Origin of the sequence: Psychrobacillus sp. FSL K6-4615, from assembly GCF_038008225.1 — a bacterium.
Taxonomy (GTDB): Bacteria; Bacillota; Bacilli; order Bacillales_A; family Planococcaceae; genus Psychrobacillus; species Psychrobacillus psychrotolerans.
Genome location: NZ_JBBOYQ010000001.1, coordinates 2,743,659 through 2,762,727, shown reverse-complemented (window position 1 = coordinate 2,762,727; position 19,069 = coordinate 2,743,659). Strand labels below are relative to the sequence as shown.

Sequence of the window (19,069 nt, the reverse complement as noted above, 5' to 3'; positions counted from 1 at the left end):
CTGTAAAACCGGTGTTCTTGCCGGTACTTTTATATACTTTCTTATATGGTAAGAAAAAAAGAGGGAGCTTTAAAAAGCTTCCTCTTCTTCTATGGATTGGTAGGTAGATATATATGGTGCGCTTGTAAACAAATTTTGTTTATCTGCAATCATACTAAAATCCAGGTTGACTGTTTTTTCCCATACTTCATAGCTACTCGGACCAGTCCATTCCGATAAAATGATATATGTTTCGGATTTAATAGGTTCTAGCACTCTTAAAGCGATAAAACCCGGTTCATTTTGCGCAGTAGGACCAAGGTTTGTGTATTTGTGCTCGAAAATTGTTTTCCCTTCATCTGTAATGGGAATATGTTGTAAAACGAAGTAACCATTGTGTGAAAAGTTCCCTGCCGATTCTAGCACTTTATATTTTCTGGGTACTTGAAAAACTGATTTATTGGAGGTTTCGTGGATTAGAACGGAATTTCCAGTTCCGTGTAATAGGAAGAGTTCTTCGTTTGGATGTTTCTTTTTTATGGACTGCATAAATTCCGGAGTCCCGGATGTCATATATAAATTCATGAAATTAACTCCCTTTCTCTCTTTTCTTATATCGTTCCCATATTAATGATTTTAAAAACATAATACACAAGTATCATACAGAATTCCGGACAAATTTATGACAAATGCACTGTTTGGCTATACTTTAGAAAAAAGAACGTCTATAGTTGTAACGTATAGGAAAAACAGTACGTTTATATAAAGAGAGGCAGGTACCTTTAATGACTAAATTTAACGATACACTTCTTCGTGCAGCACGTGGAGAGCAAGTTGAACACACGCCAGTTTGGTTTATGAGGCAAGCTGGAAGATCACAACCTGAATACAGAAAAATAAAAGAAAAATATTCTCTAGAGCAAATTACACACGAACCTGAACTTTGTGCATATGTTACACGTTTACCAGTAGATAATTACAACGTCGATGCAGCAATTCTGTACAAAGATATAGTAACACCGCTTGTTGGAATAGGCGTAGATGTAAAGATTAAAAATGGAGTTGGCCCTGTAATTTCTAATCCAATCCGTACAGTTCAAGATGTAGCAAACTTAGGGGATTTATCTCCTGAAGATGATGTGCCATTTGTATTGGATACGATTAAATTATTAACGACTGAGCAGCTAAATGTTCCATTAATCGGATTTGCAGGGGCGCCATTCACTCTTGCTAGTTATATGATTGAAGGCGGTCCTTCAAAAAGCTATAACAAAACAAAAGCATTTATGGTTTCAGAACCACAGGCTTGGTTTGCATTAATGGATAAGCTTGCAGATATGATTATTGTCTACATCAAAGCTCAAGTTAAAGCTGGTGCGAAGGCTATTCAAATATTCGATTCGTGGGTAGGGGCTTTGAATGTAGCAGATTACCGTATTTTCATCAAACCGGTTATGACACGTATTTTCACGGAGCTTCGTGAAACAGGCGTTCCGCTTATTACATTTGGTGTTGGTGCTAGCCACTTAGCGAAGGAATGGCATGACCTTCCTGTTGATGTAGTCGGTATTGACTGGCGCTTATCTATTGAAGAAGCCCGTGCAAAAGGACTGACAAAGCCTTTAATGGGGAATTTAGATCCATCTTATTTAGTTGGCAGTTGGGATGAAATTGAAAAACGCGCGAAAATTATCGTAGAACAAGGTGTGGCTCAGCCTGGGCATATCTTTAACCTTGGACACGGCGTGTTCCCAGAAGTAGAACCGGAAACACTTAAACGTTTAACTTCTTTTGTTCATGATTATAGTAAAGAACTAATCGCAGCAAAATCAAACTAAATTTTTATGAGGTGAAGATGATGAAAAAAACAATGGGATTATTAGTAATGGCTTACGGAACTCCTTACTCAGAAGCAGATATTGAACGATATTATACACATATCAGACATGGTCGTAAACCGAGTGATGAGCAACTGGCTGATTTAACTGGACGTTACGAAGCAATTGGAGGTATTTCCCCACTTGCTAAAATCACTGAAAGCCAAGCAAGAGGATTATGTGACCGTTTAAATGAATTGCAAGATGAGATTGAATTCAAGTTATATATTGGCTTAAAACATATCGAGCCTTTCTTAGAGGATGCAGTTGCAGAAATGCATAAAGATGGTATTACAGAAGCAGTATCAATGGTATTGGCACCACATTTCTCTACTTTCTCTATTAAATCATATAATGGTCGTATTAAAGAGGAAGCAGAAAAGCTGGGTAACCTTAAAATTACTTCAATCGAAAGCTGGTACGATGAACCAAAATTCATCCAATACTGGAGTGACAGAGTAAGCGAAGCATTCGCAGCAATGACGGAAGAGCAACGCGAAAAAGCATGCTTAATCGTTTCTGCCCACTCATTACCAGAAAAAATAAAAGAATTAGGCGATCCATATCCCGACCAATTGCAAGAAACAGCAGATTTAATTGCACGAGCAGCAGGCGTGGAAAACTACGAAGTGGGCTGGCAAAGTGCTGGACAAACTCCTGAGCCTTGGATTGGACCAGATGTACAAGATTTAACTCGTGAATTACACGAACAAAAAGGATATACTACATTTGTTTACACTCCAGTAGGATTCGTTGCAGAGCATTTAGAAGTTCTTTACGATAATGACTATGAATGTAAAGTAGTATGCGATGATATCCAAGCGACATATGTACGCCCTGAAATGCCAAATGCACAACCTCAATTTATCGATGCAATGGCAGATGTCGTTTTAAAACACTTGAAATAATAGTTATCTAAATTACTCTGGACATCTGAATGATGTTTAGGGTAATTTTTTTGATCTTTAGGTGGAACAAAAAATTGAAATCTATTTCAAACTTTTTTCACATATTCTCGTTATAATGAAAGAAATGGGGGTGGATAGGTGAAAAAGTTATATATACTCTTATTACTTTGCCTTATAGGAGGGTGTTCAGAGGCAAGCTTTCCAGCCATCCCCTCGGATACGGATTTTGTTGCTAGCTTGAATACATTAGGCGGAAGCATAGACTTTATATCAAATGAAGCTGAAATAATGGAGTCATGGGAGCTAGAAGAGGCCTACACGGGTTTTGCATTAGCAACAGATGATCTACTTCTAGTTTACGGATACACCGTTGAAAAGGCAGAGCTCATTGAATTATCAACAGGTAAACAGGTAGCTTCTATTGACGTAGGTGAAGGCTCTACTTATGCGTATGTATATGAAGAAAAAATCTATATTACCAATGCTATAGATAATACAGTTTCCCTTTATAATACAAAAGGGGAAAAAATACAGACTCAAGCTACTGGAAATTATCCAATGGCAATGATTTCTGATGGCAATAATCTTTTTGTCGTCAATTTTAAAGATGAATTCCTCTCTAAACTATCTATGGAGTTAGAAGAAGTAGATGAGTGGGCGATTCCGACTTCTTCTCATGGTCTATTTATAAAGGACAACGAACTTTGGTTAGGCGGCCACGGTGCAGGAAGTAGTCCTAATCGCTCTATTAAAAGAATGAATATAAATACTGGTGAACTAATAGGTGAAATTGAAGTTCCATTAATGCCTATTAATATGGCTAGAGCGAAAAATGGACATGTTTTCACCGTAAGTCACGGTAGTAGTTCAGTCTATGAAATATCCGAAACTGGTGAGGTTTTAAACTCTATCAAAGCAGGAGCAAACCCGTTTTGGATAAGCTCCTTTGGTGATAGTATGGTGCTTGCTGGTTATGATGATCATCAATTATATTTTATCCAGTCTGGTGAGATTACCAAAAAACTGCAGGTCGGAAAAGGCCCATTCCAGTTAATCGTAAGGGAGATTGAATGATGACTACTATATTAGTCGTAGATGATGAAAGAGAAATGCGCAAGCTAGTTGAACTTCATTTATATCAAGCAGGTCATCATGTCCTCCACGCGGATAATGGAGAAGACGCAATTGAACAAGTGCGAACGTCCAACATAGACTTAATACTGCTAGATGTGATGATGTCTGGCATGAATGGATTTGAGGTTTGTGAGAAAATAAGAACATTTTCTCCAATACCGATTATCTTTTTAACTGCGTTGGATGCTAAAACAGATTTAGTCAAAGGGTTAAAGCTTGGTGGGGATGACTATGTCATCAAACCATTTACAGCTATCGAATTAATGGCTCGTATAAATGCTATACTTCGTAGAGTTGGGATAAACTCATATGAACATCATAAAGTAGGAATTATTGAACATGATGTAGTGAGTAGACAAATTACAGTAAATAATGAAAAAATCCAACTGACGTTAAAGGAATATGAATTACTTCATATATTCATGAAATATGAAGGAAAAGCATTTTCCAGAGAGCAGCTATTAGAACGAATTTGGGGAATGGATTATGAAGGCGGAACGCGCACTGTTGATACGCATATTAAAACACTTCGTTTAAAGCTAGGAGAACAAGCTGGGAAATATATTGAGACGGTGTGGGGAATAGGTTATCGGTTTGAGGTAGTAGAATGAAAAAACTATCCGTAAAAATTTGGATGTTGCTTTTATTGTTCATAACTATCACGATTGTATTCTTAATGATATTCACTAATTTTCTATATGAAGAACTTTATGTGGAGGATACAGAAACCTCCATGATAGAGATAGCAGAAAACTTACGAGGTACGTATAAGGGTGGAGCAGTTACAAATGACTTCATCAAACAAACAGAAGACTTCAATCGATTTTCGGACGTAGAGGTTTTTACTGTACGAAATCCGAAAGAGCTTAGTGCTTGTATTCCTTTTGATATAGACTATGAGTCATTAATTGGTCCAGAGGAACGCGCTCAGCTTATTGAAGGTGAGGCAGTCATTAAACGAGGTTATGAAAAGAGATTTAACCGTGAAGTTGTATCCGTTATTTATCCTTTAGTTGATGAAAATAGGCTAGAAGGAATTATTTATGTCTATGTACCATTAACGAAAATGACGGAAATGGCTTCGAAGGATGTCATTTTTTTATTGATAACAGTATCTCTTCTACTCCTTTTAATGGCATGGATCAGCTTAAAGACAGTGCAAAAAGTTCTCGTGCCGCTAGATAAGCTAAAAGTAGCAGCCAATGAAATGGCAGTAGGAAAATACGACACAAGAGTTGATGTGAAATCGACCGACGAAATTGGGGAACTTGCTAAAACCTTTAACCAAATGGCTACGTCTATTCAGGAAGAAGATGAGAAAAAAAGAGATTTCTTATCTATAGTATCCCATGAACTACGTACGCCGATTAGTTATATAAAAGGGTATGGGGAAGCATTTGAACAGCATCTTGTTCCAGAAGAAAAGAAAAAAGAGGTTTATACACTTATTGTGCAAGAGGCTAATCGAATGCAGAAACTGACAAATGATTTGCTAACATTAGCACGTTCTGAACAGCATCAGGAAGTTCATATATCGCCTTTAGTGTTATCGGAGATTGTGCGGGAGGTATTGCAGCTGGTCAAAACATTAGCAGATAAAAAGCAAATATCGTTTACTGTTACAATAGACGAGGATACAATTATAAAAGCTAATGAGCAAATGACCAAACAAATATTAATCAATATTTTAGAAAACGCTATTCACTATTCGTCTGTTTCATCCTCCATCAAAATAGGAAATGAACTAGCAAAGAATGACACAACTATTCATATTCAAGATGAAGGGTGTGGAATTGCACCGGAGCATTTGACACGTATTACCGAAAGGTTTTATCGTGTGAATAAGGCTAGAAGTCGTATAGATGGGGGAACTGGTCTTGGACTATCCATTGCTTCTCAACTTATCGAAATGCAAAAAGGCAAGCTAATATTCACAAGTGAAGTAGAAAAAGGAACAACGGTTTATATAACATTACCAATTTGGGAGGAATAGTTTTTATGAAAAAGACATTAGCAGTTCTAGTATTTGCAACGATGACACTTGTAGGTTGCGGAGATAAAGAAGTATCGGAAAGTCCATCAACAAGTAATAATGAAGGCACACTGGAAGAAGTGATAGTAGACATCCAAACAGCTGAAACACTTTCTGTAGATGATGTTGTCTTATCTGCAAAAGTAACGCAATCGGATGAAGCAGTGGATGATGCTAGCGTTGAATTTGAGGTATGGGAATCAGGCTTGCGTGACGAAGGGCATATGATAGAAGGAAATTTAACAGAAGATGGCGTATATGAAGCAAATTATTCATTTGATCATGATGGAGTTTATTATATGTTTGCTCATACAAATGCAAGGGGACTTCATGTTATGCCAAAGCAGGAACTGATTGTTGGTGAACCCGATATGAGTAAGGTATTGCCAGATGATAGTGATAATTCAATGAGTGAAATGAATCACGAATAAATACCTTGCCAATGAAATAAGATGGGTGTATTATAATGACTAGATGACCGAAACGGTTTTCTGGTCATTTTTTAGATTGGGGTGTAGCGAATGGATCGCAGGCAGGAAATATTAGAAGCTGCAACTAAATCCTTTTCTTTGTTTGGCTTTAAAGCTACAACGATGGAGCAAATAGCTAAAATTGCAAATGTAGGAAAAGGAACAATATATACCTTTTTTGAAAATAAAGAAGTACTTTTTCAAGAAATTGTACTTCGTGTAATTACGGAGATGAAACAGGAAGCGACAAAAGTGATTAATGAAGAAGCTTCTTTCCAAGAAAATGCATATGCCGCTTTGATGAAAATGCTAGAATTCCGGGACACTCACCAACTGTTTGCTAAAATTATTGCAGAGGAGCAGGAATGGAGAACCCCCGCATTAATACAGGTAAGGGCGCAAATTGAGCAAGCAATTGTTTCCTTTATTAAACAGAAGGTTGATAAGTATATTAATGCAGGAGAAATTCGTCAAGTAAATAGTGAACTCTTTGCATACTTACTATTAAAAGGGTATTTGGCGTTCGTTAACGACTGGAATCTAACACACGAAAAACCGTTAACAGAAAAGGAAATAACAGACTTTTTTCAAGATACCATTTTTCATAGTCTCATTATTTGAGACTTATTTTTTGGAGAAAATTGACCAACTGAACGAATTGGTCATACAGTACTAGGAGGGAATATTAATGATTAAATCAGAATGGAAAAATATTTTCACAAATAAAAAGTTACTCATTTCTATAATAGCGGTATTGTTTATACCTGTTATGTACGCAGGAATGTTCCTATGGGCATTTTGGGATCCCTATGCAAACTTAAGTGATCTACCTGTAGCAGTAGTAAATGCAGACGAAGGTGCTACGTATAATGATACTGCTCTATCGTTAGGGGACGACCTATCAGAGAAGTTAAAGGAAAGTGAACAGTTTAAGTTTATTTCTGTTTCAAAAGAAGACGCAGATGAAGGATTAGTAAATGAGGACTATTATTTATTAATCGAGATTCCTGAAAACTTTTCACAACATGCCACAACATTGTTAGATGAAGAGCCCCAAAAGATGGTAATAACATACAAAGCAAATGAAGGATATAACTTCCTATCCTCTCAAATTGGGGAAACTGCAATGGACCGAATACGTGCAGAGGTGAATAAGCAAGTCTCTGAAACCTATGCGGAGCAATTATTTGATTCTATTACGAAATTGGGAGATGGATTTGCCGAGGCTTCGGATGGAGCTGGTAAATTAAAAGATGGTGCTGCAGAGATTAATACGGGAGCATCTGATTTAAAAGGTTATTTAGAGCAATTGGCCAGCAGTACGATCAAGCTTCAAGATGGTACTAGTACAGTTGTAAATGGCATACAGAAAGCAGCAACTGGTTCAACCGAGTTAAATAGTGGACTATCAACACTTTCAGGTGGTTCAAAGCAATTAGCAGACGGAGTCAATCAAACAGCTACTGGTGCAGCTCAACTAAATAGTGGAATTCAAACATATACAAGCGGCGTAGCTAAGCTAAATGATAGCTATCAATTATTAAGTGAAAAAGAAAAGGAATTAATAAATTCCTTAGCTACATTACAGTCTAGCAGTGCAACTATTAATAACAGTACGAATCAGTTATCCGAAGGTTCTACTCAGGTAACGGCTGGGATTCAAGCACTATCTCAACAGTTAACTCAGTTATCTGAGTCATTACCAGCAGAACAGGCAGCAAAACTAGTTGAAACAGTGAAACAGTTAGAAACGGGTAGTTCTACAGTATCAGCGGGTCTTAAAAAGCTGGCTAATGGTACAGCTGCACTAGAAAAAGGTACTACTCAAGTGAGCAGCGGGGCAAATCAGCTTAGTGCCGGTTATACACAAGCACAGCAAGGGATTTCCAAACTAAATGGCTCTTCTAGTGCATTAATAGAGGGTTCTGCAAGCTTAGCAACTGGTACTAGTACACTTGCTTCTAAAATGAGCGATTTTACAACAGGTATTCAACAAGCATATAATGGCTCCTCTAGTTTAGTAGCTGGTCTGAATGAGTTAGCATCTGGCTCAAATCAGTTAAAAACTGGAACTGGAACATTGGCTGAGAAATCTGGAGAGTTAGCATCTGGCTCCGCTAAATTAACGGAGGGAACAGAACAATTAGCAGAAGGAACTGGAACTTTACAATCTAGCTTAAAGGATGCTAGTGAAAAGTCTAAAGAGGTATCAGCAAATGAGTCAACCTACGAAATGGTTGCTTCTCCAGTAGATGTGGAAGTCGAAGGAGTAAATGAAGTACCAAACTATGGTACCGGATTTACACCATACTTCTTATCTTTAGGATTATTTGTTGGAGCATTACTAATATCGATCGTATTTCCATTCGTGCAGTCTGCTATTAAGCCTACAAGCGGATCATCTTGGTTTTTCAGTAAGATCTCAGTATTGTCATTAGTAGGGATAATACAATCATTAGTAGTTGTAGCTATCGCTTTGTTTGCCTTAAAATTGGAGCCGCAAAGTGTAGGGTTATTCATATTATCAACAATCATTACAAGCTTTACCTACTTGGCTATTGTCCAATTACTTGTAACTGTACTAGGTGACCCAGGTCGCTTTGTAGCAATTGTCATCTTAATACTTCAATTGACAACTAGTGCAGGTACGTTCCCATTGGAGCTAATACCTCAGCCGTTACAAATCTTTAATAAATTCTTACCGATGACTTATTCAGTCCAAAGTTTTAAAGCATCTATTTCAACAGGAAACATGAGCAATTTCTGGTCAACTAATAGTGTATTATTAGGGTTTATGATAGTATGTTTTGCCTTAACTTTTGGTTACTTCATGCTAATGTTCAAAAAACGCCACTCTAAAGAAACAGTTGAAGCTTAAACTTTTTAACCCATCTCGTAAAAGAGGTGGGTTTTTTTTGAATAAAGCAAGATCCTGTGAACTTGAATTGTAAGCAATTATTTTAGATTTAATAGGAAACACCCCAAGGATATCATTCTTGGGGTGTTTGCATATGTGTTCCTTTTTACGAACAAAAAATCCCACTAGAAAGGGAGGTTTCTAGTGGGTAGTTCTTTCCATTATTAAAGTTTTGTACATTTATCACAGTGGTTCCCGTAGCATTCATGTTGTTCTTCAATTGTGTCACCACAGGTAGCACATTTCTTCGCGGGTAGGTTACGGAAAAATTCAAGTACGTTTTCTAACATAGTTGTTCCACCTCCATCTGTTATATAACTGGTTTTATTATTATCATTGTATTATAACACAGTTCAATTTGTCAACATATTGTCTGAAATTTTGATAAAATAATGTTAAAGGAGAGATGAACATGTATTTTATTGATAACAAAGGAATTACAGATCCACGCATTAACTTAGCAATTGAGGAATATGCATTAAACACAATGGACATAGAAAAGGATTCTTTTCTTCTGTTTTACATAAATCAGCCTTCCATTATAATTGGAAGAAACCAAAATACGGTGGAAGAAATAAATACTGATTTTGTAGAGAAGAATGGGATTATTCCTGTTCGAAGACTTTCAGGTGGTGGAGCTGTGTACCATGATTTAGGAAACCTGAATTATAGCTTTTTAACAAAGGATGATGGAGAAAGCTTCCGTAACTTTAAAAAGTTCACTCTGCCTGTTATAGAGGCACTTGCAAAAATGGGTGTAAATGCAGAGCTATCTGGAAGAAATGATATTTTGGCAGAAGGTAAAAAAATCTCTGGCAATGCACAATTCTCTACTCGTGGCCGAATGTTCAGCCACGGAACATTAATGTTTGATACAGATATAGATGCTGTTGTATCAGCTTTAAAAGTAAGTAAAGAAAAAATTGAATCTAAAGGTATTAAATCTATTCGAAGTCGCGTAACAAACATCAAAGAGCTGTTAGATAATCCTATGACAATCGAACAGTTCCGTTTAGAAATTCTTGCTTCTATTTTTGAAGGAGAAGAAAATATCCAGTATTGGGAGTTAACAGAGCAGGACTGGGAAAATATCCACAAGCTTTCAGAAGAGCGTTACCAGCAATGGGATTGGAATTACGGTAAATCACCTAAATTTAATATGAAACATTCACATCGCTTCCCAGTAGGTGGAGTAGATGTGCGTTTAGATGTAAATAGAGGCATGATGGAAGAAGTGAAAATCTTCGGCGACTTCTTCGGTGTAGGTGATATGGCGGAAGTAGAACAGCTACTAACTGGCAAACCATATAGCAAAGAAGGCATAGAAGCGGCGTTAGCAAACGTAGACGTACCTAAATACTTCGGTGGTATTACAAAAGAAGAGCTTGTTCAATTAATTTATTGATAAATGGAAGAGAGTCTGACGTATGTTGGGCTCTTTTTTGATATGATAAAGTAAGAACTGTTTTTGTGGAGGAGGATATTTGTGACAACGCATCGTGTGTTAGTAGTAGAGGATGACCGAAAAATTGCATCTTTGCTTGCAGATACTTTAAGGAAATATCATTATGAGGTACATACTATAGAGAACTTCGATCAAATAGTAGAGGAGTTTACTGCATTTGATCCACATATTGTTTTACTAGATATAAATTTACCGTCCTATGATGGCTATTATTGGTGTCGCCAATTGCGTCAATTGACGACTTGTCCGATTATATTTGTTTCCGCGAGATCTGGAGAAATGGATCAAATTTTCGCTCTAGAAAATGGTGGAGATGATTTTATCACGAAGCCTTTTCACTATGAAATCGTCTTAGCTAAAATAAGAAGTCATTTGAGACGAACGTATGGTGAATATGCTGCAAAGCAGGAAGAAAGAATTGTGAAGGTTGGCAGGCTCCAACTTTATATGGAGCGTATGGAGTTACATACGCCCAATGGTGAAATTCCGCTTCAAAAGAAAGAGTGTACGATATTGGAATTATTGTTACGCAATCATCCGAAGCTTGTGACCAGAGAGCAGCTACTAGAGGAGCTGTGGGATGACCAGTCATTCGTGGATGAGAATACATTAAATGTAAATATGACAAGAGTTCGAAAAAAGTTAAGTGACTATAAGGTTATATCTACGATTGAGACGGTAAGAGGAGCGGGATATAGATTAATCCTAAGCCCGGAGGAGTCATAATATGATTCGATTGTTCATAAAGGAGCATTTAGTTTTTTTAGTGTTTCAGGTTTTATTAGTATTATTTGTCATGCTATTGTATTGGCTAGATGGCTTCCGAAATGTTGATACTGCAGTGTATTCTATAGTTATTACGAGTATATTGACAATGACCTTTTTAGGGACCTTATTTGTAAAAAAGTATGCATTTTATAAAAAAATTCTTTCTGTACCTACTGAAATAGAGGGTGTCTTACAACGAGAGTCGCAGTCCGCAGAGATCAAACAAGTAGAGACGTACTTGCAACATATTTACCGTCTGTATCAAAAGGAAGTACAGCTTTTATATGCGAGGCAAAATAGACATCTCCAATTTATGAATAGTTGGGTGCATCAGATGAAAACACCTATTTCCGTTATCGAGTTAATGACGCAAGGGAATGATCAAGTTGATGCAGTTGGTGTTTCGGAGGAAATGGATCGTCTGAAGCGTGGTCTCGAAGCAGTTCTGATGAACGCACGATTAGATACATTTGAAGAAGATATGCATATTGAACAAATTGATATAAAGCAACTTGTTACCGAAGTGGTTTCGAGTAATAAGCGTTTGTTTATAGGAAGTCATGTGTTCCCAGTCATTTCGATTGCAGAAGAATGTGTGATTACTTCAGATTCAAAATGGTTACGATTTGTAATAGCTCAATTTATAACAAATGCTATTAAATATACATTTGAAGAAAACAAAAAGGTATACTTTGAAACTACCTTTGAACATAACCAAGTAATTTTGTCCGTGCGAGATGAGGGAATTGGTATTCCTGGCTCTGACATGAAAAGGGTAACGAAAGCCTTCTTCACTGGAGAAAATGGAAGGAAAACGGGAGAATCTACTGGCATGGGATTATATTTGGCTCAAGAAATTTGTCACAGGTTAGGACATGAGCTTCAAATCGCATCCACTGTTGGAGATGGAACTACTGTATCTATTATTTTTGAACAACATGAATCTACAGAACGAGGTGAGCTCGATGTCGATATTGATGCTGGAAGAAATAACGAAGGTTTATGAAGGAAAAGTAGCGCATCTAGCGATCAATCAACTGAGCTTCGAGGTTGAAAAGGGTGAGTTTCTAGCAGTTATGGGACCTTCAGGAAGTGGTAAAACAACATTACTAAATCTAATATCAACAATAGATCGCCCGACTTCTGGAGATATAATGATCAACGGTCTGGATCCATTGCAGTTGAAAAGCAATGATCTATCCCTATTCCGTAGAAGACAGCTTGGCTTTGTATTTCAGGATTTTAATTTACTTCCTGCGTTAACAGTGGAAGAGAATATGGTCTTACCTCTAACTTTAGATGGTCAGCCGGTAAGTGTCATGAAAGAGAAAGTTAATAAGATTGCGGAACAGCTTGACCTAACCTCTATTTTAGAAAAGCGTCCATTTGAAATTTCAGGCGGACAGGCGCAAAGAACTGCTATTGGACGCGCATTAATACATGAGCCCTCCATCATACTGGCAGATGAACCAACTGGAAATCTAGATTCAAAAGCTGCAAAGGATGTACTAGAACTACTATCTAATGTAAACAAAAAAAGTAAAACAACCATCATTATGGTGACACATGATCCGATTGCTGCGAGTTATTGTGATCGAGTTCTATTTATAAAAGACGGCGAATATTTTAATGAAATTTATAAAGATGACCGCAGACAAACGTTCTTTCAACGTATTTTAAATGTCTTATCATTACTAGGTGGAAATGTAAATGACCTTTCAACAATTCGCTTATCATAATGTCATTCGTAATGCACGGGTATATGCTGCATTTTTACTAGCTAGTATTTTTTCAGTTTTAGTATTTTTTGTTTACTCTATGTTAATGTTTCACCCTAATATTGAAGATCAATTTTTGCAAAATATTGCATTTGGTGGAATGTTCATTGCACAGGTAATTCTAATAATATTTACTTTGTTTTTTTTGTTTTATTCGATGAGTGCTTTTTTACAGGCACGGTCGCATGAATTTGGAGTGCTTCTTAACTTAGGAATGGACAAGCATCAGCTGAATCGGATGATTTTTTTAGAGACAATGATTTTAGGCGTCGTATCCACATCTGTAGGTATATTTTTCGGATTTGCCTTTTCTAAATTTTTCTTTATGGTTATTCGTGAAATGTTTTTACTAGATAGTCTGCCGCTATATATGTCATGGAAACCCTTTACATTAACCATTCTTGTATTTTTATCTTTGTATATTATTATTTCGTTTGGTAGTTCAGTATTTATTCGTAAAAAGAATATTATTCAATTGTTGAAAGGATATAGTAAGCAAAATGAACAGGAGAATTACAGCAAGGGTAGAGCAGTTTTAGGGTTATTGCTACTTTTAACGGCTTATAGTTTAGTAATATTTTCACTATTTCAACTTAAGGTTTACCTGAGCGTAGTCATTATTATACTGGCTTTTATAGGTACCTATCTGTTCTATACCGACAGTATTTTGTATATTTTAGGAGTTATACGAAAGCGTAAGAATTTATATTGGCATTCTTTCCGATTAATAGCTTTTGCAGAAGCTTCTATAAAAATTAGAGAAAATGCTCGAATGTTTTTTATAGTAACGCTTGTTTCGACTTTAGCCTTTCTTTCGGTTGGAGTCGTGACTTCGTTTACATCTTTTACAGCGCAATATCGGGAGATGAACCCGATTAGTATTTTTTACACTAGTAATTGGGACAATCCTTTTGAGGAAGAGCATGTGATGAAATTATCTCAGGAACTCCAAAAGGAAGGGTTATCCTACGAGTTGGTTAAGTTCACCGTAAAAAAACAAACTTCCTCCAATTTACGTAGCCGTGTAAATCTTATAAAGGAATCAGAAGTGAATAGTTTGGCGGTTGCATTGAAGATTCCATTGATTGACCTTCAAAATGGGGAAGCATTGGTCATTCCGAATAAGCGTGAGGCATCTGAAGAAATAAGAACAGAAGATGAGCAAACAGTGTTAGAAGAAAGTAATGTACCAATTCAAATTAAAGGAGTCTATAAACAGGTGATTTTCCCTTCACTTGCTCTTGGAGATAAATCATTAATCATTAGTGATGAGGATTATGGGCTGATAACCGAGCCTTTATATGGGCATGGCTTGAGGGAATCTAACATAACCTATTATGCTTTTCACGTTTCTGAGTGGCTTCGGACGAAGGATGTTGGGACAGATTTAGATAGAATTATGACACAGTCCATGGGTACTTCAAATACAAATCCCAACTCCTTCTATTTCTCCAATCCTGGTTTAAATTATTCACTTATCCAGGCAACGTTTTCTTTATTGTTATTTACAGGTCTACTGGTAGCAGCGGTATTGTTGCTTGCAGCTGGCAGTTTTGTTTACTTTAAACTTTATACAGATCTTGAGCGTGACAAAAAACAATATGATGTACTTCGGAGAATGGGTGTTACGGATAGAGAGCTAGTGAAAATCGTAAATCGTCAGTTAATCCCTCAGTTTTTCTTGCCTTGGGGATTGGCTATGGTGCATAGTACATTTTCATTTATGTTTTTACAAGCCTTTTGGGTTGATCTAGCTGCCGTTTCGATAGCGATGGAAATGTTACTCGTGTTAATAGCGTTCACGATTATTCAAGTCTCTTATTTCTTTTTGATCCGTTGGAGATACATTGCTCATATTCAGTAAAAAGGAAGGTTTAAAGGTTATCGATTGGTGTTAATATCGCAAGAAGTGTAATGTAAATAAAAATGTATATTAAATGGCACCGCTAGTGCGGTGCCATTTGTATATAAAAATAAAGGGTATGTTAAAGGTAAAGATTGATTTTTAGTAAAGCATTATGGATTTTACCTGCATCTAAAAGTTTGTGAAAGAATTTACTTAAACTAAAGCGGCAGTTTAGTTGAATAAGAGAAGTGGAGATGGGTGAAAATATGACAAATTCGTGGGAAGGCTTTTTAGACATAATTGCGTTAGACCAAAGTATCAGACTAAAAGGAAATTTACAGATTTTAATGGATTCATTTCCCAAATGGTAATCCAAATAAATCCTTGTTGGTAAGTTTATTCGACCAGATTGAAAAAAATTTATGGGAATAAGAGATGCACAATCTTTTGGTGGAATAATGGTAGAAGTCTTAATTCAAAGACTATTAGTAAAGACGATTTGGATTTTTTACAGTATTTTTGGGATGAAATAGTTGGAAATTTCTTTGTTGTTTTTACTAGAAGAGGTTGATATAAAAAGAACAAAAGTCGAAGGCGAGGAAGCATTCATTGGAAAGTGTTTAAAAACAACAGTCACACAAACTATTATCAGTTGTTGGATTATAAAATAAGAAACTCCTGACTAAATCAAAACGATTAATGTCAGGAGGTTCTATTTAAATACGTTCTTTATTTTTATAATTCGGAAGCATACTTGTTTAACTCTTTACTCATCGAGTGAATTTTGGTAATGATGTTAGAGATTTCTTCAGTAGAGGATACCTGGTCTCGTCCAACAATAACAACCTCTTGTATGGAAGCTGTAATCTCATTCACAGACTTTTGGATGTTAGTTAATGTTTGTCTTATTTTTTCTGTGGAAGAAACTGTTTCTAAAGAAAGTTTTCTTATTTCATTAGCAACTACTGTGAAGCCAAGACCTTTATCACCAGCCCTTGCTGCTTCAATAGCAGCATTTAACCCCAAAAGATTTGTTTGATCAGCGACTCTCTTAATGAAATTTAGTACTTCATCCGTATTATTCACTTCTTCCGAAGCACGATTGGACTTTTCTAACAATACATTACTTATTTTTGAGAGACCTTCCGAGCCATCTTTTATAGATACAACACGATTATTAGCTTGTTCCAGTGATTGTACAATCTGCTCTGAAATGGTTCTAAGTTGTTTTTCGTTTTGTTTTTGTAATTGAATGGCTAATGCTCCAATGACCTGACCATTATCTACAATAGGTGCAACTGATCCAGTGAACGGAATTCCAAAGAATTCGGATGGAACTTCTTCGCTTATTACTATCATGTTTTTAATACAATCTGCTAATGGTTCGAGTGGATTGATTTTAGTACCAGCTCTTGCTCCTATATCTATTTTACGCCCAGGATGATAAGCAATCCATTCTTGCGTATTTGTTAATCCAATAGCTATGTCTGGTAATATCGAGTGGAATATAGGTAAGATTTCTAAATAGTTTTGTAGACTTGGATGAATGGCTGAATTCGAATTTAAAATTTTAATATTAGTCATTTTCTATTTTTCCTTTTCTACTAAAAGATGGATTTTAATTTATCTTATCACTAGTAATTAAAATTGTCTGCTAAATTGTATTTTTTTGGTGCTCCATTACTATTATCGTTGTGAATTTTCTATTAAATTAGAGGATATAAGCTTTATTATAATTAATTGTCTTATTCCTAATATTTTTCTCTTTATAATAAATACAAATTCTATTCCAACTGTTGATTTGATTGATAATTAGAACAAGATCGACATATTGTTTCTCGTCATAATGTTCTCGTATTCGCTGATAAAGCTCATCTGGAACACGTTTCATCGGGATTAATGTCACGTGCTCTGTCAATTCTAAAGCTACTTTTTCTGCTTCAGTGTAGAAATCACACTCTTTCCATGCACTGACACAGTAAAGTCGCTGTTCGGTTTCACCCATTTTTCGGGCATCGGTTGTATGCATATTCAAACAAAATGCACATTCGTTAATTTGAGAAGCACGAATTTTAATTAGCTCACGAAGTTTTCGTTCGATAGCTGTAGTTTTCGTATATTTCTCCATTTCCATCATATCATATTTATTCAAGATGAAATCCAACTGTAAAGAGTAATTAGGGGTGCTTCGCAGTAAGTAGATAATGTGTAATAAAAGAGAAGGTGCTTATTGGGCACTGACTACCTTTTATGAGACAAGAATAAAACACCTAATTATGCAGCCAATTGACGGTATTGAACCGGTGATTGGCTGTTTAGTTTCGTTTGAATACGGATATTGTTATAATAAATAATGTATTCTTTGACTATATTTATCACACGCGCATTAGTCGTGTGGTAAATATCTTCAAGGTAAAACGTTTCAGACTTTAGCGTGGAATGGAACGTTTCGATGGGGGAATTATCAGCTGGCGTGCCTTTGCGGGACATGCTCATGGTAATTCCTTTTCCTTTGACTGCTTTTTGATAAGCATACGACGTATAAACGGATCCTTGGTCGCTATGCAGAATACATCCTTTTGGTACTTCGGGTAACTGGTGAAGTGTATCTAATACAAGGGTTGTATCTTGATTCAAGCCAATCGTATAGGCGATAATTTCACCGTTAAAGAGATCTTTAATACTGGAAAGATACAACATCGTCTGACCAAAAGGCAAGTAGGTGATATCTGTTACAAGCCTTTCCAGTGGCTTAGTTGCCGTGAAGTCACGAGCCAATAAGTTATCAGCGATATAGGCAGGTTGACCAGTTTTCTTACGTCTCTTGACTTTGACCTTACATTGCCATCCATATTTTTGCATAATACGCTGCACGGTTTTTTCCCCAATACCTGGATACAAAGCAGTTATCTTTCGATAACCATATCGGAACTTATGTTTTTTGCACATGTCTCCGATCTGCAGATCTCGAATCTCCTTTTGTGTGAGTTGACCCGCCTGCTTTCTCCATCGATAGTAAGACGAGCGACCTACACCAAGGTGGCGACAGATTTCACCAACTGGCATGATATCCTTTAAGTCTTCCACTAATTGAATTACTACTGCTGGCGCCACTTCCTTTCCAATTCCTTGTACTTTTTTAAAACTTCAATCTGCTGTTTCAAAAAACGATTCTCTGCTTGTAGTTTGGCAGTTTCACTACCATATTCCGGTCCTTTACCGAAGGTATATTGTTTACCGACTGGTTGATGGAGACGGTGGGTTTCTCCATTTCGATGCCACCGCAACCATGTTTCCAATTGTGTTTTGTTCCGAATGTTTAACTCTTCCATTACTTCTTTTACCGGCACCCCAGCCAATCGCATTTCAATGGCCTTCATTTTTACTTCCACTGGATAACTGATTCTTGTTCCCATAGAAAAAACACCTCCGTATTGATAAGTTAGGTAATGTATACCCGCTTTTCAACGAAAGGTGTTTTTATTTGTCTCATTTTTTTAGGTCACTGCATTTAGCTAACGGGTGCTTTACTTCAAGAAGGAGTAAAGCCTTTTTTATTAATTAGCATAAGATGAGAATGGGAGTTTTTATGTAGCATTTGACATAAGACGAGTTATAAAAAACCTACATCAAATGTAAGAACAAGAACTATTTCTTTTCAAGTTCTTCTATTCTTTTTTGTAATTTTTTCAGTCTATATTCATTGCCGACAGAAGAACCAAGACCAGCTACAGCAAAGTCAAAAGCGATATAAACAAGATAATTTTCCATTAAGACACCACCTAATATTTGTTAATTTAACTGTATAGTAAAAATCTTGACTATACAAGATGCTTAATCAAGTAACGGGTGCTTTAGTCAAATAGAGCAACGTCCTTTAAGGCGTTGCTCCTTC

19 protein-coding genes are annotated in these 19,069 nt (G+C 36.5%); 13 read left to right on the top strand and 6 right to left on the bottom strand.

Features of this window, described 5'->3' with window-relative positions; genetic code table 11:
* Window positions 1–69: 69 nt before the first annotated feature.
* Window positions 70–564 (bottom strand): antibiotic biosynthesis monooxygenase family protein, encoded by a 495-nt coding sequence (locus tag MKX53_RS13795; RefSeq protein WP_093538604.1) that lies wholly within the window; start codon window positions 562–564, stop codon window positions 70–72.
* A gap of 200 nt (window positions 565–764) precedes the next feature.
* On the opposite strand from MKX53_RS13795, the gene hemE reads away from it, so the two are divergent.
* From hemE to MKX53_RS13755, 8 genes are all read left to right on the top strand, one after another.
* A complete protein-coding gene (hemE, locus tag MKX53_RS13790) occupies window positions 765–1,817 on the top strand; it encodes a uroporphyrinogen decarboxylase (protein ID WP_340911995.1) in 1,053 nt (350 codons plus the stop codon).
* A gap of 17 nt (window positions 1,818–1,834) precedes the next feature.
* On the top strand, window positions 1,835–2,764 hold the full coding sequence (hemH, locus tag MKX53_RS13785) for a ferrochelatase (protein ID WP_340911993.1): 930 nt from the start codon (window positions 1,835–1,837) through the stop codon (window positions 2,762–2,764).
* Window positions 2,765–2,902: 138 nt separating this feature from the next.
* Window positions 2,903–3,838, top strand: a complete 936-nt coding sequence (locus MKX53_RS13780; protein ID WP_340911991.1) for a YncE family protein — start codon at window positions 2,903–2,905, stop codon at window positions 3,836–3,838.
* Window positions 3,838–4,509: a response regulator transcription factor gene (locus MKX53_RS13775; RefSeq protein ID WP_093538608.1), complete on the top strand. Its 672-nt coding sequence runs from the start codon at window positions 3,838–3,840 to the stop codon at window positions 4,507–4,509. Before MKX53_RS13780 ends, MKX53_RS13775 begins: the two co-directional genes overlap by 1 nt.
* Window positions 4,506–5,891 (top strand): sensor histidine kinase, encoded by a 1,386-nt coding sequence (locus MKX53_RS13770; protein WP_340911989.1) that lies wholly within the window; start codon window positions 4,506–4,508, stop codon window positions 5,889–5,891. The genes MKX53_RS13775 and MKX53_RS13770 overlap by 4 nt, the downstream gene beginning before the upstream one ends.
* A gap of 5 nt (window positions 5,892–5,896) precedes the next feature.
* On the top strand, window positions 5,897–6,361 hold the full coding sequence (locus MKX53_RS13765; protein ID WP_340831341.1) for a FixH family protein: 465 nt from the start codon (window positions 5,897–5,899) through the stop codon (window positions 6,359–6,361).
* Window positions 6,362–6,451: 90 nt separating this feature from the next.
* Complete coding sequence (locus MKX53_RS13760) at window positions 6,452–7,021, top strand: TetR/AcrR family transcriptional regulator (protein ID WP_340911988.1); 570 nt, start codon at window positions 6,452–6,454, stop codon at window positions 7,019–7,021.
* 67 nt (window positions 7,022–7,088) lie between these two features.
* A complete protein-coding gene (locus MKX53_RS13755) occupies window positions 7,089–9,278 on the top strand; it encodes a YhgE/Pip domain-containing protein (protein WP_340911986.1) in 2,190 nt (729 codons plus the stop codon).
* A gap of 203 nt (window positions 9,279–9,481) precedes the next feature.
* On the opposite strand, the gene yhfH is transcribed toward MKX53_RS13755, so the two are convergent.
* The gene (gene yhfH, locus MKX53_RS13750) at window positions 9,482–9,607 is read right to left on the bottom strand and encodes a protein YhfH (protein ID WP_340763258.1); all 126 of its coding nucleotides are present in this window, start codon (window positions 9,605–9,607) and stop codon (window positions 9,482–9,484) included.
* A gap of 122 nt (window positions 9,608–9,729) precedes the next feature.
* Between yhfH and MKX53_RS13745 the strand changes: the two genes are divergently transcribed.
* From MKX53_RS13745 to MKX53_RS13725, 5 genes are all read left to right on the top strand, one after another.
* Window positions 9,730–10,722: a lipoate--protein ligase gene (locus MKX53_RS13745; RefSeq protein WP_340769960.1), complete on the top strand. Its 993-nt coding sequence runs from the start codon at window positions 9,730–9,732 to the stop codon at window positions 10,720–10,722.
* Window positions 10,723–10,803: 81 nt separating this feature from the next.
* Window positions 10,804–11,508, top strand: a complete 705-nt coding sequence (locus tag MKX53_RS13740) for a response regulator transcription factor (RefSeq protein ID WP_093538614.1) — start codon at window positions 10,804–10,806, stop codon at window positions 11,506–11,508.
* A 1-nt stretch (window position 11,509) separates the two neighbouring features.
* On the top strand, window positions 11,510–12,556 hold the full coding sequence (locus MKX53_RS13735) for a sensor histidine kinase (RefSeq protein ID WP_340911984.1): 1,047 nt from the start codon (window positions 11,510–11,512) through the stop codon (window positions 12,554–12,556).
* Window positions 12,516–13,289 (top strand): ABC transporter ATP-binding protein, encoded by a 774-nt coding sequence (locus tag MKX53_RS13730; RefSeq protein ID WP_093538616.1) that lies wholly within the window; start codon window positions 12,516–12,518, stop codon window positions 13,287–13,289. Before MKX53_RS13735 ends, MKX53_RS13730 begins: the two co-directional genes overlap by 41 nt.
* Window positions 13,261–15,192 carry an FtsX-like permease family protein gene (locus MKX53_RS13725; protein WP_093538617.1) on the top strand — a complete coding sequence of 644 codons (1,932 nt, stop codon included), beginning with the start codon at window positions 13,261–13,263 and terminating at the stop codon, window positions 15,190–15,192. The genes MKX53_RS13730 and MKX53_RS13725 overlap by 29 nt, the downstream gene beginning before the upstream one ends.
* A gap of 717 nt (window positions 15,193–15,909) precedes the next feature.
* Here MKX53_RS13725 and MKX53_RS13720 read toward each other — a convergent pair.
* From MKX53_RS13720 to MKX53_RS13705, 4 genes are all read right to left on the bottom strand, one after another.
* Window positions 15,910–16,758, bottom strand: a complete 849-nt coding sequence (locus MKX53_RS13720; RefSeq protein WP_340911981.1) for a methyl-accepting chemotaxis protein — start codon at window positions 16,756–16,758, stop codon at window positions 15,910–15,912.
* A 127-nt stretch (window positions 16,759–16,885) separates the two neighbouring features.
* A complete protein-coding gene (locus tag MKX53_RS13715) occupies window positions 16,886–17,311 on the bottom strand; it encodes a carboxymuconolactone decarboxylase family protein (protein WP_340913361.1) in 426 nt (141 codons plus the stop codon).
* Window positions 17,312–17,448: 137 nt separating this feature from the next.
* Window positions 17,449–18,590, bottom strand: a protein-coding gene (locus tag MKX53_RS13710; protein WP_340910623.1) for an IS3 family transposase whose coding sequence is annotated in 2 segments (ribosomal slippage) — window positions 17,449–18,317 and window positions 18,317–18,590 — 1,143 coding nt in all. Because the reading frame shifts where the segments join, the coding sequence is not laid out codon by codon here.
* A gap of 232 nt (window positions 18,591–18,822) precedes the next feature.
* Entirely contained in the window at window positions 18,823–18,945 is a 123-nt protein-coding gene (locus MKX53_RS13705) for a hypothetical protein (RefSeq protein WP_340911978.1), read from the bottom strand.
* Window positions 18,946–19,069 lie beyond the last annotated feature (124 nt).

Excerpts from the sequence above, each read along its gene's own strand:
- MKX53_RS13775 (WP_093538608.1), top strand. The coding sequence starts at position 3,838 with ATGACTACTATATTAGTCGTAGATGATGAAAGAGAAATGCGCAAGCTA.
- MKX53_RS13735 (WP_340911984.1), top strand. The coding sequence starts at position 11,510 with ATGATTCGATTGTTCATAAAGGAGCATTTAGTTTTTTTAGTGTTTCAG.
- MKX53_RS13705 (WP_340911978.1), bottom strand. The coding sequence starts at position 18,945 with ATGGAAAATTATCTTGTTTATATCGCTTTTGACTTTGCTGTAGCTGGT.
- hemH (WP_340911993.1), top strand. The coding sequence starts at position 1,835 with ATGATGAAAAAAACAATGGGATTATTAGTAATGGCTTACGGAACTCCT.
- MKX53_RS13725 (WP_093538617.1), top strand. The coding sequence starts at position 13,261 with ATGACCTTTCAACAATTCGCTTATCATAATGTCATTCGTAATGCACGG.
- MKX53_RS13770 (WP_340911989.1), top strand. The coding sequence starts at position 4,506 with ATGAAAAAACTATCCGTAAAAATTTGGATGTTGCTTTTATTGTTCATA.
- MKX53_RS13715 (WP_340913361.1), bottom strand. The coding sequence starts at position 17,311 with ATGATGGAAATGGAGAAATATACGAAAACTACAGCTATCGAACGAAAA.
- MKX53_RS13765 (WP_340831341.1), top strand. The coding sequence starts at position 5,897 with ATGAAAAAGACATTAGCAGTTCTAGTATTTGCAACGATGACACTTGTA.
- MKX53_RS13745 (WP_340769960.1), top strand. The coding sequence starts at position 9,730 with ATGTATTTTATTGATAACAAAGGAATTACAGATCCACGCATTAACTTA.
- MKX53_RS13755 (WP_340911986.1), top strand. The coding sequence starts at position 7,089 with ATGATTAAATCAGAATGGAAAAATATTTTCACAAATAAAAAGTTACTC.
- MKX53_RS13730 (WP_093538616.1), top strand. The coding sequence starts at position 12,516 with ATGTCGATATTGATGCTGGAAGAAATAACGAAGGTTTATGAAGGAAAA.
- MKX53_RS13795 (WP_093538604.1), bottom strand. The coding sequence starts at position 564 with ATGAATTTATATATGACATCCGGGACTCCGGAATTTATGCAGTCCATA.
- MKX53_RS13720 (WP_340911981.1), bottom strand. The coding sequence starts at position 16,758 with ATGACTAATATTAAAATTTTAAATTCGAATTCAGCCATTCATCCAAGT.
- hemE (WP_340911995.1), top strand. The coding sequence starts at position 765 with ATGACTAAATTTAACGATACACTTCTTCGTGCAGCACGTGGAGAGCAA.
- MKX53_RS13760 (WP_340911988.1), top strand. The coding sequence starts at position 6,452 with ATGGATCGCAGGCAGGAAATATTAGAAGCTGCAACTAAATCCTTTTCT.
- yhfH (WP_340763258.1), bottom strand. The coding sequence starts at position 9,607 with ATGTTAGAAAACGTACTTGAATTTTTCCGTAACCTACCCGCGAAGAAA.